Below are 19,819 nucleotides of genomic sequence, written 5' to 3'. Positions count from 1 at the left end.
CCTGCAGGCACACCTCGAAAACAGCTTCCCTATCACAGGAGCGCGTTAGCAAGCAGTGTGTAGGACCGGATTTTTGCCTCAAAGTCATGGATATTGGTGATGACCATGAATTCATCCGTCCCATATAGTTCCTGGAGCAGGAGAAGCTCTTCCCTCACTCTGTCAGGGGTGCCGATCACCGCGCGCTTCCGGTTTTCCGCAAGCTTTTCCCGCTGTTCAGCGGTCAGGGTGATCCTCCTTGCCTCCTCAGCGGAAGGTATCCTCGTGTCCCGGTTCCGCTCAAGCGACAGCAGCCACATATCCTGGCTTAAAGCGAGTTCCTCAGCTTTTTCCTGGGTGTCAGCACATACCACAAAAATGCACACATTGGCTTTCGGCTCTTTCAAATGGATTGATGGCACGAAATGCTCATAATAATAGTCAAGCGCGATCCTGCCATTAGCCGGTGTGATGAAGTGCCCATAGGTAAAGGCGGTCCCGTGTTCCGCCGCCATCCTTGCTCCCCTTTGGGTGATGCCCAAAAGCCAGGTATCGGGGCGGCTTCCGCTTTCCGGATATGCCGTGACACTGGGATAATCATGTTCACCGCCATAAAGGAAACCCTGCAGATTCCTTATCTGGTTTGGGAACTCATTCATGCTCCGTTTCACTCCGTCATTAAGCGCATTCCGTGTCTCTGCACCGCCTCCGGGGGACCGGCCGATCCCGAGATCAATCCTGCCTGGATAAAGTGCTTCGAGCAGCTTGAAGTTTTCGGCCACTTTAAAAGGGCTGTACTGGGGCAGCAGGACTCCGCCGGAGCCAACCCGGATTCTCCTTGTCTGTGATGCTATATGAGAAATCAAAATGTCTGGCGCGGTGCCGGCCATTCCGTTTGAATTATGATGCTCTGCGACCCAGAACCTTGTATAGCCCAGCTCCTCCGCCGCACGTGCGAGCTTTACTGTATTCCTCAGCGCTGTCCGCGCATCTGTGCCGCTTGTGATTACCGATTGATCGAGCACACTGAGCTTCATCCTGATGTTCCCCGCTTTCTGTTTGTTCTTGAACTTATCTTATCCATCATAAGACAAAGAATCTAACTTTTTGACCTGTGCTAGACGGAAGTCTAGAATGGACATAACTCAATCCCTGAAATGGAGGAAGATAAGATGGAAAACTTCAAAGCATTTTTTGTGGATAAAAAAGATGAAGACTTTTCAGCAGAGGTAAGGGAGACATCGCTCGATGCACTCCCGAAGGAAGGGGTGCTGATCAAGGTATCCAACAGCGGAATCAATTATAAAGATGCACTCGCCTCTATTCCGGACGGAAAAATCGTTAAAAATTACCCTCTGATCCCAGGCATCGACCTTGCAGGAACAGTGGTATCCTCGGAAGACGCACGCTTTAAAGAAGGAGATGAGGTCATTGCCACTTCCTATGAAATCGGCGTTTCCCATTACGGCGGCTATAGTGAATATGCCCGCATCCCGGCTGACTGGATCGTCCCGCTTCCCGGCAGCCTGACACTGAGGGAAGCAATGATCCTCGGTACAGCAGGCTTTACGGCCGCGCTCAGTATCCAGCGTCTGGAGGAAAACGGCCTTACACCCGAAAAGGGAAATGTGCTCGTCACGGGCGCAACCGGCGGGGTCGGCAGCAATGCCGTCGCCATGCTGTCAAAGCTCGGCTATTCGGTTTCTGCAAGCACAGGGAAAGAATCAGAAAAAGAATACCTGAACAGCCTCGGCGCCTCCGAAATCATCAGCCGTGAGGAAGTGTTTGACGGGGATTTGAAACCAATTGGAAAACAAGTGTGGGCCGCCGCCATCGACCCGGTCGGCGGAAAGCCGCTCGCCAGCCTGCTCGGCAGGTTGAAGTACGGCGGGGCTGCGGCAGTCAGCGGCTTGACGGCAGGAACAGACGTCCCAGCCACCGTATTTCCATTCATCCTCCGCGGCATCAGCCTGCTCGGCATCGACTCAGTCTACTGTGGGATGGAAACCCGGAAGAAGGTTTGGGAACGCCTGGCCTCCGACTTAAAGCCGGAAAACCTGGAGCAATCCGTCCAGCACGAGATTACCATCGATGAGCTGCCTGAATACCTGCCCCTCCTCTTGAAAGGCGGAGCCCGCGGCCGGACTATCGTTACATTCTAAATCCAGAAAAGGGCCGCTTGGACAGCGGCCCTTTTTTTTACTACCATAAATAAAAGCCCCTTCTCAGGAGCCGCTATTGATTATCCTCTTCTATTAACTCTTTTAAAAACCATATACGCAATAATGATTACAGCGATAATTAAAATAAACTTCATGGAAAATTCAGCTCCTTCATCTAATTATCCATCCTATTCCCCATTTCAGCCCCTGAGAAACAAGGAATATACCGACATATAAATAATTCACTTTTTGTACTTAAGATATTCAAAGTGTGAAGTCGGTACTGTTTTAATAATGCTGCCATTTTCATCCGAGTAGACTTCGATTTCCTGATATTTTTCAACAATATAGCCATCTTGCTCCTCTGCGCCGACCAGCCTGTTTTCAAGCCGCATTGTCATTTCCTCTGCCTGGAGCGGTTCGCTTTCCGGATCGTACGTAACCTGCAGAGTGCCGCCCTGCTTGTTTTGATCAGAGCCAGGTGTCTCTATGAAGGCAGTGAAAGCCAGTAAACCCGCGAGACAGATGAGGGGGAAATAATTCTTCACAGTTCAGCCTCCTTTGGTCTCTTTGTATATGTCTATGCCAGTCCCATTTGCAAATAGAACAGCTCCCTCCCGGTATTCTGGATTTTACCGGCTCAATCAGGGTACACATAAATAAGGAAGTAAAATGATTTAACAAGGTTGACAGCTGCTGGAATCAACCTTCCTCATCCAGAGGCAGCTTTCGCGATAACAGCTTTCACCAAAAAGGGGGGATACAATGACACGCAAAGCACAAACCGGATGCTGATGGCCGGCTTAATTCTTTCAAACGTCTTAAGCGCTGCCATCGTCGGGCTGACCCTCGTCCATCATACAAAAATGCAGCGGCTCGTTAAAGAGAATGGCAAAAGACTGGAGAGGAATCTCTTTAATAAACCAATGTAATGCTCCCAGCCATTTTAAGGTGTTTCAGGCTGCGGTCCCTTTTCCACAGAAAAAAGCAGTACTGAATTCATTCAGTACTGCCTTTCTTTCAATCGTTCTTAATTTCATATTCAATCCCAAGCTCGTCGAGTACGGCCCTGACCGCCCGCTCAGGCGTGACGGTGTCAAGGATCCGCTTTCCGTTGACAATGAGGCTTGTGCCGTATTCATAGCAGGAACCGTCTTCACAGTCCCGTTCCCAATCCTGAAATATGATTTGGAGCTTCATAACAAACGATCCTTTCTTCAATTGTATTTCAATTTATATTGCCCAGATAAGCATCTGCTATTTCCCCGTTATGAAAGTCGATGATCTTCTTCCGGATTCCCCTCGGATACAGGCGGTAATCCATCAGCCGGTCCACATCGACCCACTCAGTCCCAACCTGGTATGTATCGGGCAGCGCCGGGTTTGCAGCTGTCTCGGCATCCGGCGTGGTCCTGCAGGTAAAATAAAATTCTATTTGATGGACATCCCTGTCTTCAGCGGCATATTCATGCGTCCTGCCGATATACTCCCTGATGAACAGCAGGCTGCCGGCTGCAACTCTGAGCCCCGTTTCCTCTATGCATTCCCTTGCCAGCGCCTCATGGAATGTCTCTCCATGCTCCTGCCCGCCGCCTGGAAACAAATAAAAAATCCCTTCCCGGTCCTCATTTTTTGTAAGGAGAACCTGTCCCTCTTTTATTATAACAGCCTTTACTGAATTTCTGATATTCACTGCTTGCCGTCTCCTCCTGCTTAAAGGGCATTTCCTTTTTACAGGAAATGCCCCATGTTTATTCTATAACAAAATCAGTAATATGCAATTCATTGGGACTCTGATCTTTGTCGCTCTTTATATGTCCCTTGAAAAGCTCAGCACCTGTATCGAGATCGATCACCTGGATCGCAATGTTTGCTCTCTCCTGACGCGAAACCTTGAGGGCAGAATACAGTTTCCCATTGTTGAAAAAGGTCTGATACTCGTGTCCCTCCGAAACCTTTAATGCTGAGGCAAGCTTAAAGCTCCTTTTTTCCTGGCTTTTTAAATCGACTTGAACAACATTCATCTCTTTTTCTGTATCCTCAATGAAATACAGTTTATCTTGATAATGGTAATTCTGAATCTCATCTGCCCTTTTTCCTTTCAGCCCGGCCGGCAGTTTCACCTCGAATTTCTGACTTTTTCTCAGATCATAAGCAAAGATTTTTGATTCACCCCTTGTTTCCTGGTCGTCCCTATATTCGGGATCCATCCGGTAGACAACATAATCACTTGGGGCAGCATAATTTGAATTGCCTATTATAGAGTATTGATGTATTCCCTTTTTCCCGCTGCCGCCAAATACATTTTCATCACTCAAAAGCTTTTGGTTCGGCACATCAAATGTATAGATATGTACCTCCTCATTGTCCATGCCTTCTACATACTTGTTCCGGTAGTTCTTGGTTGTGACCTTCAGCTCGCTGCCAAAGTATTGGACATCCTCTACATATACATAACGATAATGATGGGAATCGGGAAGCCCGGCTTTAAAGGATGTGCTGTTCTTGGTCTTCTTGTTCAATACAGAGATCTTTGCCGTGAAGGGATGCCTGCTGGCACCCATGCCCTGGCCGTTTGTATAGGCATAGGCAAGGAGAGTGTCATCTTCGAACAGACCTTCTACATTATCTTTTCCACGCATGAAATTCTGATATTTCCCCTGCAGAGTTTCAAGCTTACTGTTCCAGCCATTAAACGGGCTGTTCAGCTGCCGGATGAAGGATAATTCACTTTGATAGGTGGTTTTCCCCCCTTGGATTTTCAGATTATCAGAAGCATTTCCCTGCTGATAATTGGCATAAAGGGTAAGGTTCTTCACTTCTCTGCTGTCCCCGGTTTCCTTAACCAGGGAATACTGAGGCAGGCTCTGGCTGGATAGCGCAGATTTTGTATAAAAAATACCGATTGCCAGGATGATGGCTGTAACGAGCAGACTGCTTTTCCAATAACGTAACATGATACTCCTCCTTATACCGAGACTCTCTTATTTAGAAGCCTTGCGCTCATCCAGATGGATATGCCGCACACAAGGAGGCCGAGGACTACTTCCAGCAGCAGCACTTCTGAGGGATACAGCAGCATTTCACCTTTTATAACCGCATAAAACAACGGCAGCACAATCAGTGCCAGGGCGCCTGCACAATATAACACCCCAAGGATGATTCCTTTGATTCTGAAGCTCCTCTCGAGGAGGATGGCTGTGAACAGGACGAAGACTGCCATGATTCCGCCGCTGTAATGCAGCAGGAATTGCATGAAGGTGGGCGGGATCAGGATCATGGTTGCAGGATTGCTGTAAATCAAGATTTTCATCTCAAGATCCACTCTATAGTCAGCTGGGACGATTGCTTTGAACATGCTGATTTCAAGCGGCAGAATGGCCAGCTGAAGGGCAACGAGACCTAGAACCATGAGGAGTATGGTCATTGCCTTGGTGAAATAGATATTCATCCGTGATGCAGGCAGCATCAGCAATCTGTAGATGAACGTGTTTTTCCCTGTCCATTCGCGGTACCAGATCAGGAAGAGGTATAGAAGGAGCGCAGCCGCCGAAATCATAATTGGCGTAAGGAACCACAGCGACCCCATAATGGACGAAAAATCAGTCTTGCCATAGTTTTGCAGGTATTGCTGCAGAGATATCATTTCTTCCTTCATGATTCCCTCTGCATTATTCACTATTTTGTTCGACAGAATGAGAACCCCGGAAAATTGGACCACTACTGTCAAAACAAGCAGTGACACATATATTTTAATAAATCGGCTGATTTCGAAATTCAACAGTTTTAAAAAACTCATGCCATATACACCTCTCTCATGACGTCTACTACTGATTTCCCTTCCTGTGAGCGCATATCTTCCGTATTAAACTCCTTCAGGACGGCTCCGTTATCCAGCAGGACCACCTTATCGATCAGATGCTCAATATCATTGATTTCATGGGTGGTAATGATGACACCGCGGTCCTCGATCAAATGGCTCGTGAATACGTCGGCAATCTGCTCCCTGGAAAAAATATCGATTCCTGAAAAAGGCTCATCCATCAGGATATAATCCACATCAATGGCAAGACCCAAAAGCAGGTTGATCTTTGCCGTGTTGCCTTTAGACAGCTCGGCAATCCGCATTTCCTTATTCAGCTTGAAAAAACCCAGCAGATGATCAGCCCGCTCATCATTCCAATTGTTATAAAAGTCCCTCATGAAGGTGAAGGCCTCTCCAATTTTCATGGATGGCGGCATGATAGCGGCATCCGGTATATATGTAATCCTTTCATACGTTTCTTTTGTCAGCGGCTTTTCGTCAATCAGGATGGTACCTTTGTATGGCGTGAGACCCATAATCGCTTTCAGTGTCGTCGTCTTCCCGACTCCATTAATCCCGATCAGGCAGGTAATCTCCCCTTTTTCCGCGGTAAAAGACACATTGCTCAGCACCGTCTTCCTGCCGTATTTCTTAGATATGTTCTCTACTTTAATCATTCACGGCATCCTCCCTGCCATCTGGCTGTATATACCTTTCGCTAACCTTATCTAGCAGCTCATCGAGCGAAGCATTAATCGGCCTCACAGCCTCTATAAAGGAATGCACTGCTTCTACAATCAATTCCTCGCGCACTGACCCCAAAATGCTTTCATCCGTGGTGATCCGGCTCGGGAAGTTTTTTTCTGTTGTAATCAAGCCCTGCTCCTCCATTTCTTTATACGCCTTCTGCGCAGTATTTGGGTTGATCTTTAACAAACCCGCCAGCTCCCGCCTGGAAAAAATCTCCTGTCCGGCCTGTAAGTTCCCAATGGCTATTTGTTCTTTGAAGTATCTGACAACCTGTAAATAAACAGGATCGCGGTTATTAAACGTAACGTCCAATTATTGATCAGCTCCTAGTGTGTGTACCAACCGATTCATGCACTTTATATATGTACTATACGAATAATACATAATAATGTCAATTCTCTTTTTATTTTCTTAGGCAAAGAATAACCTTTCCAAATAAAGTAGATTTAATCAGAAATTAAGCGCCCGTTCAGTGCTGTCATATAAAAAAGGACACAACAAAACCGTCACCTTTTAAAAAGCAAATCATCGTTTTACTTTAAAGGGACGGTTTTCCTGGGATTTATTAAATTGCACTTTTTCAATCACCTGTCTTAGATTGGCCTGAAATTCAACCGGCCAGTCGACGAGGTAGCTGTTCAGCTGCATGGTATGGGCCGGGTTAAGGCCGATGAGCTTGAGGCTTGTGCTTCCCATGATATTCAGCATCTGGAAGAGCTCTCCAAGGAGCTGGATACCCTGGGGTTCAAGCTTCCCAGTGGCAGTGAAGTCCAAGAGGATGGATTTATAATTGCCTTCATATACCCGTTTGACTGTGTTCGAATTGATGACCTTCATTTTTTTCCCCGTCACATCACCGAATATGGGAATGAAGGCTATTTCGTCTGAAATTGGAATGAAAGGGCCGGAGAGCTCATTAAGCATATCCAGGGCTGTGACGAGCTCCTCCTTCTTTTCGAACAACTCAAAATCTGTGCTGAGCAATCTTTGCTGGAGAGTAAGAAGCCTTTCCTCCAGAATATTGATTCTCCTGCCGATCGGGATCAGGATCAGATGGCAGTGGTCATTGTGATCAACGGAAATATGCACTTCGAATAAGGCCGCTGGCTCATATCTGGTACGCAAGTTCAATTCAATCTTTCTGCTGTCCTTCGTTGAGAACAGATTGTTATACAGCTTTTCAAGGCTTCCCTCGTCCACGAGGTCTGTCAGCTTGTCCTGACTGAGATCAAAGTGTTTCAGGGATTCAAGCGAATAGCCAAGAATTTTAAAATTATTGTCCACCCTCAAGTAAGGGGCGGGAAGGTATTCTTCTTTATAAGACATTCATTTTTTCTCCTGGTATGGTTTGACTCAGCCATTGCTTTAATGAAGTAAGGTCCTTCATGATCAATGCCTGGTCCTGGCAATGGGCATCCAGCTCGTACTTGCCGGCAAGCCTTCCCCCTACCAGCAGGGCCGGCTTGTGAGGCAGCTTGCAGAATTCTTCAATATATTTCTTCAGCTGGGGCAGGTTATAGACGATGCTTATGCTCATGCCGATTACGTCCGGGCGCCAGTCCCTCGCATAGCTTAAGGCGTACTCGAGAGGCAGATTGGGCCCAAAATATTTTGTGTTCCAGCCAAGTTCCTCAAAATAGCTGTTTACCATCTTCAAGCCGAGGTAATGCTGTTCGCCTTCAAGGCAGAAGAACATGGCCTTCTTAGCCCGCCCATCCTCCGATCGTGCAGACGGATAGATCCTTGAGAGCACAAAGTCGCAAGAGGCGGTAGCCAGGTGCTCATCGGCTACAGAGATTTCATTCTGTTCCCAGAGCTCCCCAATGTGATAAAGAGCCGGTGTGACAATATCCTGGAATATTGCGATACGTTCCATTTCTTTATACTTCCGGATGAATACCACCGCAGCTTCGGTGTCGCCCTGCAGCAGCATGGCGGCAAAATCCCTGTGAAGAGTCATCATCTAATTGGAACCTCCTTGCTGTTTGTTCCGCAAGATGTCGCAGGCTTCGGCTAAATAGCCAAGATAAGCCTGGGCCTCTTTATCCCCGCTGCATTCAGGGCACTGGAGCACTTCACTGATCAGATCCAAGTTCTCAATCAGGTGCCTTGTTTCCATACCGTGCCGTACTAGGATCCCATTCAGCCAAACAGCATAATCAGTGAAGAACTTTGAATTATCCAATTCAAAGGAAGACCTCAAGTGCTTGAAGTGGTGATGATTATCTTCAAGGCATTTCGTCTTTCCCTGTTCGCCAAACTTATCTAAAAGTCCTGGTTCTTTTTCATAAATTTTATCTGTAACCTGTCCTGCCAGCCTGATGGCATCGATCATCTCGCCACCACCTTGAATTGCTGGACCTTCGGGATGACGGCAGCCAGCTCCTGGTCAGGGTATTTCTTCTCTAAATCATGGATCCTCTTGAAGTCTTCGCTCCGGACCCAATTCAAGTAGTTTTGTTTCGAATCAAATAATAGCTGTACTGTAATCTCACCAGGCCTTTTATCATTTTGCAGCAGAAAAAAATCTACAAATCCTGCGGCTTTATCCACTGAACGCGTTCTGTTTCGATAAATCTCGATTACTTCTTCTGCTTTTTCACTTGGAACATCAAAAGTAGAAAATACAGTATACATTTTTATCAGCTCCCCAGTTCAAAAGTCATATTTCCATGATAACAGGAATATGAGCAATTGAAAGCAATATGCTAGAAAGATAAAAAACAGCCTGTTTTGGCCGTTCAAATACATGAGGGGACTGCCCTTATTTCGCAATAAGGACGGTCCCCAATTGATGCTTATTCGCCTATTCCAATGCCTGTGTTTGTTTTAACCAGTACTTCTTCATATTTTTTCACATCAGCCTTTTCACTTGAGAAAATGGTGCCCAGATAGCCGGCCAGGAACCCGAGCGGTATGGAAACAATTCCCGGAGTTGTGTATGGGAAAATGGCATTCCCGGTAAAGATAGCCGTCCCTTCAGGACTGAATACATTCGGACTGATGAGGACAAGGCCAACCGCGGATATTAATCCCACCGTCATAGCCCAGACAGCACCGGTTGTGTTAAACCTCTTCCAATAGATGGTGTAAAGGATGACCGGAAGATTGGCGCTCGCCGCCACTGCAAAGGCCAGCGACACGAGGAAGGCCACATTGAGCGACTGTGCGAACAAAGCCAGGATGATGGACAGGACAGAAACTCCGATGGACGCGTATCTTGCCATCTTGACCTGCTGGCCCTCTGAGGCCTTTCCTTTTTTCAGGATTTCATTGTAGAAATCATGGGCAAAGGCGGAGGCAGCCGTGAGCACAAGGCCTGCAACCACTGCCAGTATGGTGGCGAAGGCGACTGCTGATACAAAAGCGAAAAGCATATTGCCGCCAAGCGCCTGTGCCAGGAGCGGTGCCGCCATATTGCCTGCTGGATTCGCCGCGCTGATTTTTTCGGTTCCTACAAAAGCTGCGGCACCGAAGCCGAGGAAAATGGTCATTACATAGAAGATGCCGATGATCCAGGTGGCATATACCACAGAGGAACGGGCTGTCTTCGCATCCCTTACCGTGAAGAAGCGGACCAGGATATGCGGAAGGCCGGCCGTCCCAAGCACAAGACCCATATTGAGGGATAGTGTATCAAGCCCGTCCTTATATTTAACGCCCGGGTTCAGGAATGCCTCCTTTAAAGGCGTCGCTTCCTTCATTTGCGCAAACATGCCGGTGATGCTCCAGTTGAATTTCGCAAAGACGATGATGGAGATCACCAGGGTGCCCGCCATCAGAAGCACGGCTTTGACAATCTGCACCCAGCTTGTCGCATGCATGCCCCCGAAGATGACGTAAACGGTCATGAGAATGCCGACTATGAGGACAGAGGTTGTGTACTCAAGGCCGAGCAGCAGCTTGATGAGGGCACCTGCCCCTACCAGCTGTGCAATCATATAAAAGGTGGAGATCGCAATGGTGTTGAGTGCGGCAAATCCGCGGATTTTTTTTGCATTGAAACGCGCGGCAATCATGTCGGCAAAGGTATACTTCCCGAGATTCCGCATCGGTTCAGCCACGAGATACAGCACCACAAGATAGGCGACGAGGAAGCCGATGCTATAGAAGAAGCCGTCAAAACCTGTGAGTGCGACCGCTCCGGCAATGCCGAGGAACGAGGCGGCCGACATATAATCGCCGGCAATTGCCAGGCCATTCTGCCAGCCAGTCAATCCGCCTCCTGCCGTATAGAATTCACTGGCATTATTCGTTTTTTTGGAGGCGTAATATGTAATAACAAGGGTCACCAGCACAATGCCAAGGAACATTGAAAAAGCAGTAATATTCATGATGTGCGGCCCCTTTCCTGCATCACCTTATCAGCCAGGCGGTCAAATCTTGCAGCCCGCCTGGAATATAGCATGCACAGCCCCCAGGTCATGACAAATTGCAGGAATGCAAACACCCAGGCCCATGTTATGCTGCCGATGAATTTATGATTTAATACCGTTGAATAAGAAGTTAAAATAGGAAGAGCGAAATAAAAGCAGAAGAAAAAGATGGTTACAGGCATGATGAACTTTTTCTTTTCAGAGAGCAGCTCTTTGAACACAGCTGAGTTGGCAATTTTACTGTAATCGCTTTCATTAATTGAATTAATTTTCCTTGCTTCCAATAGTGAATCCCCCTCTCGGATTTAAAAACATTGCAGCAGTACGATTTCGTTTAGAGCAGGAATCCCCCCTTATGAATAGACAGACATTTCAAAATGTTCACAAATTGATTATAAATAAGTTTTATCCCATTATGCAAGGGATACGTTAAAAATGTGGAAACAGAAAAAGACATCAGCATGATCGGCTGATGCCTCCTTTATTTTATCCGGATGGGCAATTTATAGTTTTCACACGTTTCAAGGAGCGGAAAGCTGTCATTTTCATGCATGGTGATGAGTTTTGAAAGAGTTTTATAGGCAGAATCGAATTGATCCTGGGTAATGCGCCTGAGCTCGAGCGCTTCTTGAAGCTCGTCTTCATCCAGGATATAGTATTCCCCGGTAGGCAGGATGACCAGGTCAAGATATAGATCATCATACCAGGGAATGCCTTTTTCACAGACGCCGTGCTGCCAGCAGACATCGATATACCACTGGATGATCTGGCCTTCTGTGTTCACGACTGCGGTAATGGTGTACTGCTCCCCCTCCGGGAACAGCTGGATCCAGCTGAAGCCCTCCTGAACGATGCATTGAGTGATTCCATCATATGTTACATGGAGAGGCTCGCGGATCTTGTGCATGTCTATCCTGGTCCACATTCCCTTATAGTCGCTGGAGCTGCCGCATTCGTAGCTGTTCAGAAGCAAGCGCTGCCAATCTGTCCGATCTGCTTTTTTCCTTTTCATCGCCTCTCCCTTTCCTCTTCTTTTTGATATTTTAACAAAAAAGAGGATAAAGGTGACAGCCTTTTTAATAATAATTAGTAATATTCTGAACAATTTATAGTTGTTTGAGAACGGAGGTGCCAGATATGATGGATTTAATGATCAGGACAGCCTTTTGTTTAGGCATTCTTTTGATTTCTGTCCTCGGAGTCTTCTATTCACTCAATATGCGGAACTTTTGGTGGAGGATTTTCCTTGTAATTCTATTCCTCATGGGGGCTGCACCGCTTCTTATTATGGATGCTGTTTCTTTTTTATCCGCAGCTCCGGATTCCCTGGCACTGCGGCGTGCTTTTGCCTTTGCCTGGCTTCTGGCGGTGCTGTGCCTGTTCCTGACCCTTCTGAAATCAGTATGGATCATTGCCGGCGGGCTGCAGGAACGAATAGGAGGAAGAGGGCAGTGAGCTCCCTCTTCCTCTTTTCATTTCGGCCGCTCGAGATCAAAAATTTCGCCAAGCTTTGCATAGCTGTTGCCCGCAAGACGGCTGACGGGTTTCAGACCCCGGGGGTCGATTCTCCCTTTCTCATATAGCTGCTCCTCGATATGATAGCGGCAGACTCTTCCAATAAGCAGATCACAGCCCGGTATGCCGCCGGTCCCGCCCAAAGGTATAATCCTCTCAATCTTGCATTCGAGGCGGACCTTGGCTTCTCGGATGCCGGGAACCTTGACGGCCGTACTCTGAATAAGGGTGAATCCGGCACGCTCAATTTCGCTGTGATTGTAATCCAGTTCTGCTGCTGTCTCATTTGAGGCTTCCACGATATCTTCATCCGTTATGTGGACCACCATCTCACCCGACAGTGAGGCATTCTTCGCCGTATCCTTCTGTTCCCCATTCCGCCGCTGAATGGAAATAGAAACCATTGGCGGATTCGCACTCACAATATTGAAATAACTGAACGGCGCCGCATTCACGACCCCCTCAGCCGAAACCGTCGTCACTAGCGCCACCGGCCGGGGAATCACACTCCCAATCAAAAACTTATAATTCTCCCTTTCATTTAACACACTCGGATCCAGACTAATCACTGCTTCACCCCCAAAATTCGGGAAATGGGGCCAGTCCCTTATTTCCCGGCTTCCTAAAGTCGCTAAAAACCTTTGCTATGACTTCATTCATAGAATGGGAAACGGGGACAGCCCCCCCATTTCCCTAAAATTCCCTGCGAAACCACTCGGCAGCCTTATCTACTTCAGTACGGGTTAATTGGTGTCCGTTTTCTTCCCAGTGAAGTTCGACCGTTGCGCCTGCTTCCTGGAGGAAGGTGCTGAGTTCTATGGATTCCTGCGGCGGGCAGATCGGATCGTTTTTGCCTGCCCCAATGAATACCGGTGTTTTGGCCAGGTCGGGCAGGACGATTCCTCTTCTTGGCACCATCGGATGGTGAAGGATGGCCCCCCTGAGTGCCGCTTCATAGTGGAAAAGGAGGCTTCCCGCGATGTTGGCGCCGTTTGAATAGCCGACCGCCACCACATTCCCCGCGTCAAATCCGTACTCTGCCGCGGCGCTGCCAATGAATTCACGGAGCTCTTCAGTCCTCTGGATTAAATCCTCTTCATCGAACACGCCTTCAGCAAGGCGCCTGAAAAATCTAGGCATCCCGTTTTCCAGTACACTGCCCCTCACACTCAGGACATTGGATTCCGGATTGATAATCTCAGCAAGCCCCAGCAGGTCCTCTTCGGTACCGCCCGTCCCATGCAGGAGCAGCAGTGTCGGTGCTGCCGGATCCGCACCCTTCTTGAAAATATGCTTCATGTTCATATATCCCCCTCCAGTACTCTAGGTTCGGCAGGAAGCAGCCCAGCCTCTATCTGTGATCTTCTTTCCTCAAGCCATGGCGGCAGCAGCAGCTTTTGTCCCATTACCTCCTGCGGCTCATCCTTGGCAAAGCCGGGCGGATCAGTGGCGATCTCGAACAGAATGCCACCCTTTTCCCTGAAATATACCGCATTGAAATACTGTCTGTCCACAATCGGGGTGACCTGATAGCCTTTATCCCCAATATACTGCCTCCAGCTTTCATGATCTTCATAATCTTCCGCCCGCCAGGCAATATGATGGACAATGCCTGTCCCCATTGTACCTGCCGGGAGCTCTGTCCTTTTGACATCAATGACATTCCCAATATCCGCAAGGGCCTTGAATCTTGTATAATCGCCTTCTGTTTCTATTTCCTCAAGGCCCATTCCGCCGCTCAGCATCTTCATCGTGCTATCCGGCCTCGCACTGAAGAGGACGGCTCCGGCAAAGCCTTTAATCGCATGCTCCGGGGTAACCCCGCCAAAGGACCAGGTGCCCTCCGGACCTTCACTTCTTGCCGTCAGCTCTAAACGAAGACCATGCGGATCCTCGAACTGCAGGCTCTCTTCGCCGAACCTCATGGTTTTTTCAAAAGGTACCTCGAGCTTCTGGAGCCTTTCCTCCCAGAACCCGAGTGAATCCATTGGCACAGCGAAGGACGTGATCCCGACCTGGCCGGCACCAATTTTCCCCCTGTACGCACCCGGCCATGGAAAAAAGGTCATGATCGTCCCGGGACTTCCTGCTTCGTCCCCGAAATACAGATGATACGTCCCCGGGTCATCGAAATTTACTGTCTTTTTAACAAGACGCAGGCCAAGTACGCCTGCATAAAAATCTACATTCTCCTGAGGATTGCCGACAATAGCTGTGATATGGTGAATTCCTGCAGTTCTTTTCTCCATCTTCATTCTCCTTTCTTTTTAACGGAGCTTCGTATCAAGAGGCTTCAGCTTTGCTTCGATTTCACTGCGCCTTTCCTCAAGGAACGGCGGCAGGGCGAGCGATTCTCCTAAATGTGCCAATTCTTCGTCTGTATCGAATCCCGGGCCGTCTGTCGCCAGTTCAAACAGGATGCCGTTCGGCTCCCTGAAGTAAAGGGAACGGAAGTAATACCGGTCCACATAGCCTGAACTTGCGATTCGCGCATCCTTTAGTGTCTGGACCCAGGATCTCATTTCTTCCTCATTATCTACCCTGAAAGCGACATGATGCACCCCGCCCCGGCCAAGCCTTTCTTTCGGCAGATCATTCCTCTCTTCAATATGCACTTCGGCACCTGTGCCGCCTTCTCCTGTTTCATAGACTAAAATATCAGGCTGTCCGATAGTATAAGGTGCATACGAACCTTTTTTTCGGAAACCAAGGAGGTCGGCGAGAATGCGCACCGTGGCCGCTGCATCACTCACCGTCAGCATGACCGGCCCAAGGCCGAGAATAGCATATTCGGCCGGGACCGGACTTTTCTCCCATGGATTTCCGGCTGACACACCCTTGTTTGTTTCATCTGATACAAGAATCAGGCGCATTCCTTCATAATCGCGGAAGGCGAGCGTCATGCGGCCGGCACGTTCCTTGATGCCTTCTGTTTCCACCCCGTGATCCTGCAGGCGCTTCTTCCAGTATTGAAGGTCGCTGTCATCTGCCACCCTGAGGGACGTTGCCGAAATGCTGTTCACTCCTTCATGAGTGCGGGCAGCCATAGGTATTTCAAAAAATGTCAACTCCGTCCCCGGATTACCTTTATCATCTCCATAAAAGAGATGGTATACAGAGGTATCATCCTGGTTCACTGTTTTCTTAACCAGGCGCATCCCCATAATCTCCGTATAAAATTGATAATTCCCGGCAGCTTTTGCCGTTAGAGCAGAAATGTGGTGTATGCCTTTCAGTTCCATGATGATACCTCCGTGTTGTGTGGGGTTTATTTTGTTTTTATAAAAGCGTGTAAGCTCCCGGTCCCGTAAGCGCAACTCCTGCTGCGACTGCAATCAGGATGAAATTAAGTTCATATCCGTTTTGTGTGGCCCAGAAGCCGTTAGGAGCGTGTACCTTGAAGATGGCTACAAGCATGGTAGCGATGATCAATAAAGAGCCTGCCAGGGTGAAGATGCCTGACGCAAACAGGAATCCGCCGACAAATTCACTGAGGCCTGCCATAAGGGCCATCGTATAGCCGGGTTTCATTCCAATTGAATCAAACCACTGTCCTGTTCCCTTCAATCCATATCCGCCAAACCAGCCAAAAAGTTTCTGTGCTCCGTGGGCCATAAAAATCAATCCAATCACCAGCCTGATAAGCAGCAAGCCTGTATCTAACATATTGTGTTCCTCCTATATGGTTTTATTAATATTCATATTAAAAGTCTTGAAGTTGAGATAATTAGTTTAAAAAAAGAAAAGTCCTAACAAGACAAGTTACTTTTAATTTAAATATCTTGAATTAAAGATAAATCATATTTCAGTATATGTCAATGTTATTTTTTTGATTCTCTTTTTCAGGGATAGATTGTAATTATTTCAGGAGGGTAAAATGGTAATGAGGTGATTTTATGTGCGGAAGATATACCCTTACTGAGGGGCTGCAGCAGCTGCAGGCCAAATTTGAGTTTGATTTCCCTGAGGAATTGATTCCTCATTATAATATTGCGCCAAGCCAGAATATCTTGGCCGTCACGGCTGTAGGAAATGCTCGCCAGGGCAATTTAATGAGATGGGGCCTTATCCCATTTTGGGCCAAGGATGCAAAAATAGGCTATAAAATGATTAATGCCCGCTCCGAGGGAATCGACACTAAGCCGAGCTTCAAGGGGCCGCTCAGACACAAGCGCTGTCTCATCCTTGCCGACGGGTTTTATGAATGGAAACGGGAGGGCAAAGAGAAACAGCCTTTCCGATTTATCATGAAAGATGGCGGGCCCTTCGCTTTTGCGGGACTGTATGATGACTGGAATAAGGGCGAAAATCCGGTCAGATCATGCACCATCATCACGACAGAAGCAAACAGCATGACCCGGGAGGTGCACGACCGCATGCCCGTCATCCTGCCTCCAGAAGCCTATTCTGACTGGCTTGATCCGGAACTGCATGATGCAGCTGTTCTGAAATCCCTGCTCGTTCCGTATCCTGCCGACAGAATGGACAAATACCAGGTCTCCACCCTCGTCAACTCACCGCGAAACAACACCCCGGACCTGGTGAGGCCGCTGAACAGCCTGTAACGCAGAAGAGCCATAGCCGGGAAACCTTCCGCCCTTACCCTATGTGGATAAGGGCTTTTTGGTTCGGGAAATAAACCGCACCCGTAAAATGAGGGACTGTCCCCCCTCTAGAACATGCTTAATGAGTATTTCTGTGACATGAATTCCAGCAGCTTCACACCTGCAAGGCTGTTGCCTTTTTCATCGAGGGCTGCGCCGAATATGCCGATTCCGCATTTCCCTGGGAGGGCTCCCATGATCCCACCGGATACACCGCTTTTTGCCGGGATACCCACCTTGATGGCAAATTCCCCTGATGCATTATACATGCCGCAGGTTACCATAAAGGTCTTGCAGATCCTTGCAACATCGGGAGGCATTACCTGCTTTCCCGTCATAGTATTCAAGCCGTCCATCGCAAATACGCATCCCATTTTCGCCAGGCTGAGGCAGTCCATTTCAATTGCGCACTGCTTGCAGTACAGCTCCATCAGGCCTTCCACATCTTCCTGGATGACCTTGCTTTGTTTCATAAAATAGCAGAGCGCCCGATTGAGATGGGAGGTTTCATATTCAGACAGGGCAATCCTTTCATTAAAGCCTGCCGCATCACCTCCGGTCATCTCCCTAATAAAATTCTGGATCCTTCCAAGCCTTTCCTCTACACTGCTTCCTCCGATCATGCTCGTTACAGCAAGGGCACCTGCATTAATCATTGGATTCAAGGGCTTCGAGGGATTCATTGTCTCAAGCTTGGCAATGGAGTTAAACGGATCCCCTGTCGGCTCCTGCCCCACACGGTCAAATACATATTCCTCCCCTCTGTCCATCAAGGCCAGTGCAAGTGTTACCACCTTTGAAATGCTCTGCAGGGTCAGGACCTGGTTTCCGTCTCCGCCAGTATAATGGCACCCATCCGGATAAAAGAGAGAAACCGACAGCAGTTCGGCATTCACCTCTGAGAGTGCAGGAATATAATCGGCAGCCTTCCCGTGCGCCGCATATGGCTTGGCCTCGGCCACCAGACTTTCAAGCTCTTCTGTCGAGCGGCAATGCATCACAATCACCCCTTCTTGAAAATCACACTCCCTTATTCTCAGCGGGATTCATATAAATCATTCCTCTCACACTCCGCTTCACTTCATCCACGGAGGAAAAACCATCATAATCAGAAACTCTTGGGGTGTTTATTTATGTCTGAATATAGTGAAGAATTCAAACTAATGGCTGTATGGGGAAAACCCCTGGAAGTAGCGTTAGATTTAGTAAAAGCCTCGGAGTACACAACCAACATCTATTCTGATCAGGGTTGGAATTACCACCTAATATGTGAATAAAAAACACTGGTATATCCCGAAATAGGCACTGTTTAGATAATTCACTTATGGAAGACTTTTTGGGATGAATGAAGCAGGAGTAGTATTACGGGGAAGATTTGCGTTCATACGGGGACTGAAAAACGAGAATAGAAAGAGATATAAATTATTATGACTATAAGCGCATAAAGAAAAAACCGGCAGGTATGAGCCCGGTAGAATACCGGATTCATACCCGCCAATCAGCAGCTGGATATAATTCTCTATCTTTTTGGGGTCACCATCTTTTTTTATTCAGTCTTATATCGTGCTGGTGTCAATCACGAATCGATATTTCACATCGGAAGCCAGTACGCGTTCATAGGCTTCATCAATCTGGTCGGCTGAGATAATTTCAATATTCGGGATAATGCTATGTTCTGAGCAGAAATTCAGCATCTCCTGTGTCTCACGGATTCCGCCGATCATAGAGCCTGCGAATGAGCGGCGATGGCCGATAAGTGAGAATACATTAACCGATAATGGTTCTGCAGGCGCACCAACGTTCACCAGAGTGCCGTCAAGCGTAAGAAGGCTGAAATAGGCATCCATGTCAAGCTTCGCACTTACCGTATTGATGATCAGATCAAAGGATCCGGCCAGCTTCTTAAATGTTTCCGGGTCGCTTGTGGCATAGTAGTTTTCGGCCCCAAACTCCAGGCCGTCTTCCTTTTTCCCAAGAGTCCGGGACAGGACGCTGACTTCCGCTCCCATGGCATGTGCGATCTTGACAGCCATATGCCCAAGGCCTCCCATGCCGACAACGGCTACTTTCTTACCTGGACCGGCATTCCAATGGTTTAATGGTGAATAAGTTGTAATACCCGCACACAATAGCGGCGCGGCAGCATCCAGTTCGATGTTATCCGGAATGCGGACAACGAAGTCTTCCGTTACAACGATATGAGTGGAATAACCGCCCTGTGTCGGCTCGCCGTATTTATCGACGCCGGCATAAGTGGGGACATTCCCTTTCAGGCAGTATTGCTCCTCCCCTTTACGGCAGTTCACACATTCGCCGCAGGAATCCACCATGCAGCCGACTCCAACCCGGTCGCCAACCTTATATTTTGTGACCCCGCTCCCCACATCTGTGACGAATCCCGCAATCTCATGACCAGGGACAAGCGGATAGTTCACAGGACCCCATTCGCCATGGGCTGTATGGATGTCCGAATGGCAGATTCCAGCAAATTTAATTTCAATTAAAATATCATGTACATCCAGGTCACGTCTTTCAATCTCAGCAGCCCGAAAATGTTGATCCGGACCATCGACTGCACGCGCTTTAGCTGTTACCATTGTTTATCCCTCCGGTTTTGGATTAACAAGA

The 19,819-nt window shown here is 48.0% G+C and carries 27 protein-coding genes; 5 read left to right on the top strand and 22 right to left on the bottom strand.

The window, feature by feature from the left end; translation table 11 throughout:
• Positions 1-32: 32 nt before the first annotated feature.
• The gene (locus V1501_RS02540) at positions 33-1,016 is read right to left on the bottom strand and encodes an LLM class flavin-dependent oxidoreductase (RefSeq protein WP_409291295.1); all 984 of its coding nucleotides are present in this window, start codon (positions 1,014-1,016) and stop codon (positions 33-35) included.
• 135 nt (positions 1,017-1,151) lie between these two features.
• On the opposite strand from V1501_RS02540, the gene V1501_RS02535 reads away from it, so the two are divergent.
• The gene (locus tag V1501_RS02535; RefSeq protein WP_409291294.1) at positions 1,152-2,141 is read left to right on the top strand and encodes an acryloyl-CoA reductase; all 990 of its coding nucleotides are present in this window, start codon (positions 1,152-1,154) and stop codon (positions 2,139-2,141) included.
• A 242-nt stretch (positions 2,142-2,383) separates the two neighbouring features.
• Here V1501_RS02535 and V1501_RS02530 read toward each other — a convergent pair whose 3' ends face one another.
• Entirely contained in the window at positions 2,384-2,689 is a 306-nt protein-coding gene (locus tag V1501_RS02530) for a hypothetical protein (protein WP_409291293.1), read from the bottom strand.
• Between the two features lie 138 nt (positions 2,690-2,827).
• Between V1501_RS02530 and V1501_RS02525 the strand changes: the two genes are divergently transcribed.
• Positions 2,828-3,073: a hypothetical protein gene (locus V1501_RS02525; RefSeq protein ID WP_409291292.1), complete on the top strand. Its 246-nt coding sequence runs from the start codon at positions 2,828-2,830 to the stop codon at positions 3,071-3,073.
• A gap of 88 nt (positions 3,074-3,161) precedes the next feature.
• Here the strand turns inward: V1501_RS02525 and V1501_RS02520 are convergent, their stop codons facing one another.
• The 13 genes from V1501_RS02520 to V1501_RS02460 all read right to left on the bottom strand — a co-directional run bounded on the left by V1501_RS02520 (position 3,162) and on the right by V1501_RS02460 (position 12,084).
• Positions 3,162-3,341: a hypothetical protein gene (locus tag V1501_RS02520; protein WP_409291291.1), complete on the bottom strand. Its 180-nt coding sequence runs from the start codon at positions 3,339-3,341 to the stop codon at positions 3,162-3,164.
• Between the two features lie 28 nt (positions 3,342-3,369).
• Positions 3,370-3,834 carry an NUDIX domain-containing protein gene (locus tag V1501_RS02515; RefSeq protein ID WP_409291290.1) on the bottom strand — a complete coding sequence of 155 codons (465 nt, stop codon included), beginning with the start codon at positions 3,832-3,834 and terminating at the stop codon, positions 3,370-3,372.
• Between the two features lie 58 nt (positions 3,835-3,892).
• On the bottom strand, positions 3,893-5,098 hold the full coding sequence (locus V1501_RS02510) for a hypothetical protein (protein ID WP_409291289.1): 1,206 nt from the start codon (positions 5,096-5,098) through the stop codon (positions 3,893-3,895).
• An 11-nt stretch (positions 5,099-5,109) separates the two neighbouring features.
• A complete protein-coding gene (locus V1501_RS02505; RefSeq protein WP_409291288.1) occupies positions 5,110-5,940 on the bottom strand; it encodes a hypothetical protein in 831 nt (276 codons plus the stop codon).
• Complete coding sequence (locus V1501_RS02500) at positions 5,937-6,623, bottom strand: ATP-binding cassette domain-containing protein (protein ID WP_409291287.1); 687 nt, start codon at positions 6,621-6,623, stop codon at positions 5,937-5,939. The genes V1501_RS02505 and V1501_RS02500 overlap by 4 nt, the downstream gene beginning before the upstream one ends.
• Positions 6,616-7,008, bottom strand: a complete 393-nt coding sequence (locus tag V1501_RS02495; RefSeq protein WP_409291286.1) for a GntR family transcriptional regulator — start codon at positions 7,006-7,008, stop codon at positions 6,616-6,618. Before V1501_RS02495 ends, V1501_RS02500 begins: the two co-directional genes overlap by 8 nt.
• A 213-nt stretch (positions 7,009-7,221) precedes the next feature.
• Complete coding sequence (locus V1501_RS02490; protein WP_409291285.1) at positions 7,222-8,022, bottom strand: Stressosome protein rsbRB; 801 nt, start codon at positions 8,020-8,022, stop codon at positions 7,222-7,224.
• The gene (locus V1501_RS02485) at positions 8,012-8,659 is read right to left on the bottom strand and encodes a B12-binding domain-containing protein (protein ID WP_409291284.1); all 648 of its coding nucleotides are present in this window, start codon (positions 8,657-8,659) and stop codon (positions 8,012-8,014) included. The genes V1501_RS02490 and V1501_RS02485 overlap by 11 nt, the downstream gene beginning before the upstream one ends.
• Positions 8,660-9,031 (bottom strand): hypothetical protein, encoded by a 372-nt coding sequence (locus V1501_RS02480; protein ID WP_409291283.1) that lies wholly within the window; start codon positions 9,029-9,031, stop codon positions 8,660-8,662. It lies immediately after the preceding gene.
• Positions 9,028-9,333, bottom strand: a complete 306-nt coding sequence (locus V1501_RS02475) for an antibiotic biosynthesis monooxygenase family protein (RefSeq protein ID WP_409291282.1) — start codon at positions 9,331-9,333, stop codon at positions 9,028-9,030. Before V1501_RS02475 ends, V1501_RS02480 begins: the two co-directional genes overlap by 4 nt.
• A gap of 161 nt (positions 9,334-9,494) precedes the next feature.
• Positions 9,495-11,030: a cation acetate symporter gene (locus tag V1501_RS02470; RefSeq protein ID WP_409291281.1), complete on the bottom strand. Its 1,536-nt coding sequence runs from the start codon at positions 11,028-11,030 to the stop codon at positions 9,495-9,497.
• Complete coding sequence (locus V1501_RS02465) at positions 11,027-11,356, bottom strand: DUF485 domain-containing protein (RefSeq protein WP_409291280.1); 330 nt, start codon at positions 11,354-11,356, stop codon at positions 11,027-11,029. The genes V1501_RS02470 and V1501_RS02465 overlap by 4 nt, the downstream gene beginning before the upstream one ends.
• Before the next feature lie 197 nt (positions 11,357-11,553).
• Positions 11,554-12,084 carry a DUF402 domain-containing protein gene (locus V1501_RS02460; RefSeq protein ID WP_409291279.1) on the bottom strand — a complete coding sequence of 177 codons (531 nt, stop codon included), beginning with the start codon at positions 12,082-12,084 and terminating at the stop codon, positions 11,554-11,556.
• A 125-nt stretch (positions 12,085-12,209) separates the two neighbouring features.
• On the opposite strand from V1501_RS02460, the gene V1501_RS02455 reads away from it, so the two are divergent.
• A complete protein-coding gene (locus V1501_RS02455) occupies positions 12,210-12,527 on the top strand; it encodes a hypothetical protein (protein WP_409291278.1) in 318 nt (105 codons plus the stop codon).
• 17 nt (positions 12,528-12,544) lie between these two features.
• Here the strand turns inward: V1501_RS02455 and V1501_RS02450 are convergent, their stop codons facing one another.
• From V1501_RS02450 to V1501_RS02430, 5 genes are all read right to left on the bottom strand, one after another.
• Positions 12,545-13,156, bottom strand: coding sequence for a flavin reductase family protein (locus V1501_RS02450; protein WP_409291277.1), 612 nt, complete (start codon positions 13,154-13,156; stop codon positions 12,545-12,547).
• Between the two features lie 124 nt (positions 13,157-13,280).
• Complete coding sequence (locus V1501_RS02445) at positions 13,281-13,886, bottom strand: alpha/beta hydrolase (protein WP_409293220.1); 606 nt, start codon at positions 13,884-13,886, stop codon at positions 13,281-13,283.
• Between the two features lie 2 nt (positions 13,887-13,888).
• Entirely contained in the window at positions 13,889-14,836 is a 948-nt protein-coding gene (locus V1501_RS02440) for a ring-cleaving dioxygenase (RefSeq protein WP_409291276.1), read from the bottom strand.
• 18 nt (positions 14,837-14,854) lie between these two features.
• Entirely contained in the window at positions 14,855-15,829 is a 975-nt protein-coding gene (locus tag V1501_RS02435) for a ring-cleaving dioxygenase (protein ID WP_409291275.1), read from the bottom strand.
• 37 nt (positions 15,830-15,866) lie between these two features.
• Entirely contained in the window at positions 15,867-16,253 is a 387-nt protein-coding gene (locus V1501_RS02430; RefSeq protein WP_409291274.1) for a DoxX family protein, read from the bottom strand.
• 230 nt (positions 16,254-16,483) lie between these two features.
• On the opposite strand from V1501_RS02430, the gene V1501_RS02425 reads away from it, so the two are divergent.
• On the top strand, positions 16,484-17,152 hold the full coding sequence (locus V1501_RS02425) for an SOS response-associated peptidase (RefSeq protein ID WP_409291273.1): 669 nt from the start codon (positions 16,484-16,486) through the stop codon (positions 17,150-17,152).
• A gap of 107 nt (positions 17,153-17,259) precedes the next feature.
• Here V1501_RS02425 and glsA read toward each other — a convergent pair whose 3' ends face one another.
• Positions 17,260-18,189, bottom strand: a complete 930-nt coding sequence (gene glsA, locus V1501_RS02420) for a glutaminase A (RefSeq protein ID WP_409293218.1) — start codon at positions 18,187-18,189, stop codon at positions 17,260-17,262.
• 407 nt (positions 18,190-18,596) lie between these two features.
• Between glsA and V1501_RS02415 the strand changes: the two genes are divergently transcribed.
• On the top strand, positions 18,597-18,839 hold the full coding sequence (locus V1501_RS02415) for an IS3 family transposase (protein WP_409293216.1): 243 nt from the start codon (positions 18,597-18,599) through the stop codon (positions 18,837-18,839).
• On the opposite strand, the gene V1501_RS02410 is transcribed toward V1501_RS02415, so the two are convergent.
• Positions 18,748-19,788, bottom strand: a complete 1,041-nt coding sequence (locus tag V1501_RS02410; RefSeq protein ID WP_409291272.1) for an NAD(P)-dependent alcohol dehydrogenase — start codon at positions 19,786-19,788, stop codon at positions 18,748-18,750. The two genes, V1501_RS02415 and V1501_RS02410, sit on opposite strands and share 92 nt — an antisense overlap.
• Positions 19,789-19,819 lie beyond the last annotated feature (31 nt).

It is taken from the genome of Paraperibacillus esterisolvens, assembly GCF_046237625.1.
Taxonomy (GTDB): Bacteria; Bacillota; Bacilli; order Bacillales; family DSM-1321; genus Paraperibacillus; species Paraperibacillus esterisolvens.
This window is presented reverse-complemented; position numbering and strand designations above follow the sequence as displayed.

What these genes read in the sequence shown, in the direction of transcription:
- V1501_RS02540 (WP_409291295.1), bottom strand. Translation starts at nt 1,016, where the DNA reads ATGAAGCTCAGTGTGCTCGATCAATCGGTAATCACAAGCGGCACAGAT.
- V1501_RS02535 (WP_409291294.1), top strand. Translation starts at nt 1,152, where the DNA reads ATGGAAAACTTCAAAGCATTTTTTGTGGATAAAAAAGATGAAGACTTT.
- V1501_RS02520 (WP_409291291.1), bottom strand. Translation starts at nt 3,341, where the DNA reads ATGAAGCTCCAAATCATATTTCAGGATTGGGAACGGGACTGTGAAGAC.
- V1501_RS02510 (WP_409291289.1), bottom strand. Translation starts at nt 5,098, where the DNA reads ATGTTACGTTATTGGAAAAGCAGTCTGCTCGTTACAGCCATCATCCTG.
- V1501_RS02505 (WP_409291288.1), bottom strand. Translation starts at nt 5,940, where the DNA reads ATGAGTTTTTTAAAACTGTTGAATTTCGAAATCAGCCGATTTATTAAA.
- V1501_RS02500 (WP_409291287.1), bottom strand. Translation starts at nt 6,623, where the DNA reads ATGATTAAAGTAGAGAACATATCTAAGAAATACGGCAGGAAGACGGTG.
- V1501_RS02490 (WP_409291285.1), bottom strand. Translation starts at nt 8,022, where the DNA reads ATGTCTTATAAAGAAGAATACCTTCCCGCCCCTTACTTGAGGGTGGAC.
- V1501_RS02485 (WP_409291284.1), bottom strand. Translation starts at nt 8,659, where the DNA reads ATGATGACTCTTCACAGGGATTTTGCCGCCATGCTGCTGCAGGGCGAC.
- V1501_RS02480 (WP_409291283.1), bottom strand. Translation starts at nt 9,031, where the DNA reads ATGATCGATGCCATCAGGCTGGCAGGACAGGTTACAGATAAAATTTAT.
- V1501_RS02475 (WP_409291282.1), bottom strand. Translation starts at nt 9,333, where the DNA reads ATGTATACTGTATTTTCTACTTTTGATGTTCCAAGTGAAAAAGCAGAA.
- V1501_RS02470 (WP_409291281.1), bottom strand. Translation starts at nt 11,030, where the DNA reads ATGAATATTACTGCTTTTTCAATGTTCCTTGGCATTGTGCTGGTGACC.
- V1501_RS02460 (WP_409291279.1), bottom strand. Translation starts at nt 12,084, where the DNA reads ATGAAAAGGAAAAAAGCAGATCGGACAGATTGGCAGCGCTTGCTTCTG.
- V1501_RS02455 (WP_409291278.1), top strand. Translation starts at nt 12,210, where the DNA reads ATGATGGATTTAATGATCAGGACAGCCTTTTGTTTAGGCATTCTTTTG.
- V1501_RS02445 (WP_409293220.1), bottom strand. Translation starts at nt 13,886, where the DNA reads ATGAAGCATATTTTCAAGAAGGGTGCGGATCCGGCAGCACCGACACTG.
- V1501_RS02440 (WP_409291276.1), bottom strand. Translation starts at nt 14,836, where the DNA reads ATGGAGAAAAGAACTGCAGGAATTCACCATATCACAGCTATTGTCGGC.
- V1501_RS02435 (WP_409291275.1), bottom strand. Translation starts at nt 15,829, where the DNA reads ATGGAACTGAAAGGCATACACCACATTTCTGCTCTAACGGCAAAAGCT.
- V1501_RS02430 (WP_409291274.1), bottom strand. Translation starts at nt 16,253, where the DNA reads ATGTTAGATACAGGCTTGCTGCTTATCAGGCTGGTGATTGGATTGATT.
- V1501_RS02425 (WP_409291273.1), top strand. Translation starts at nt 16,484, where the DNA reads ATGTGCGGAAGATATACCCTTACTGAGGGGCTGCAGCAGCTGCAGGCC.
- glsA (WP_409293218.1), bottom strand. Translation starts at nt 18,189, where the DNA reads ATGCATTGCCGCTCGACAGAAGAGCTTGAAAGTCTGGTGGCCGAGGCC.
- V1501_RS02410 (WP_409291272.1), bottom strand. Translation starts at nt 19,788, where the DNA reads ATGGTAACAGCTAAAGCGCGTGCAGTCGATGGTCCGGATCAACATTTT.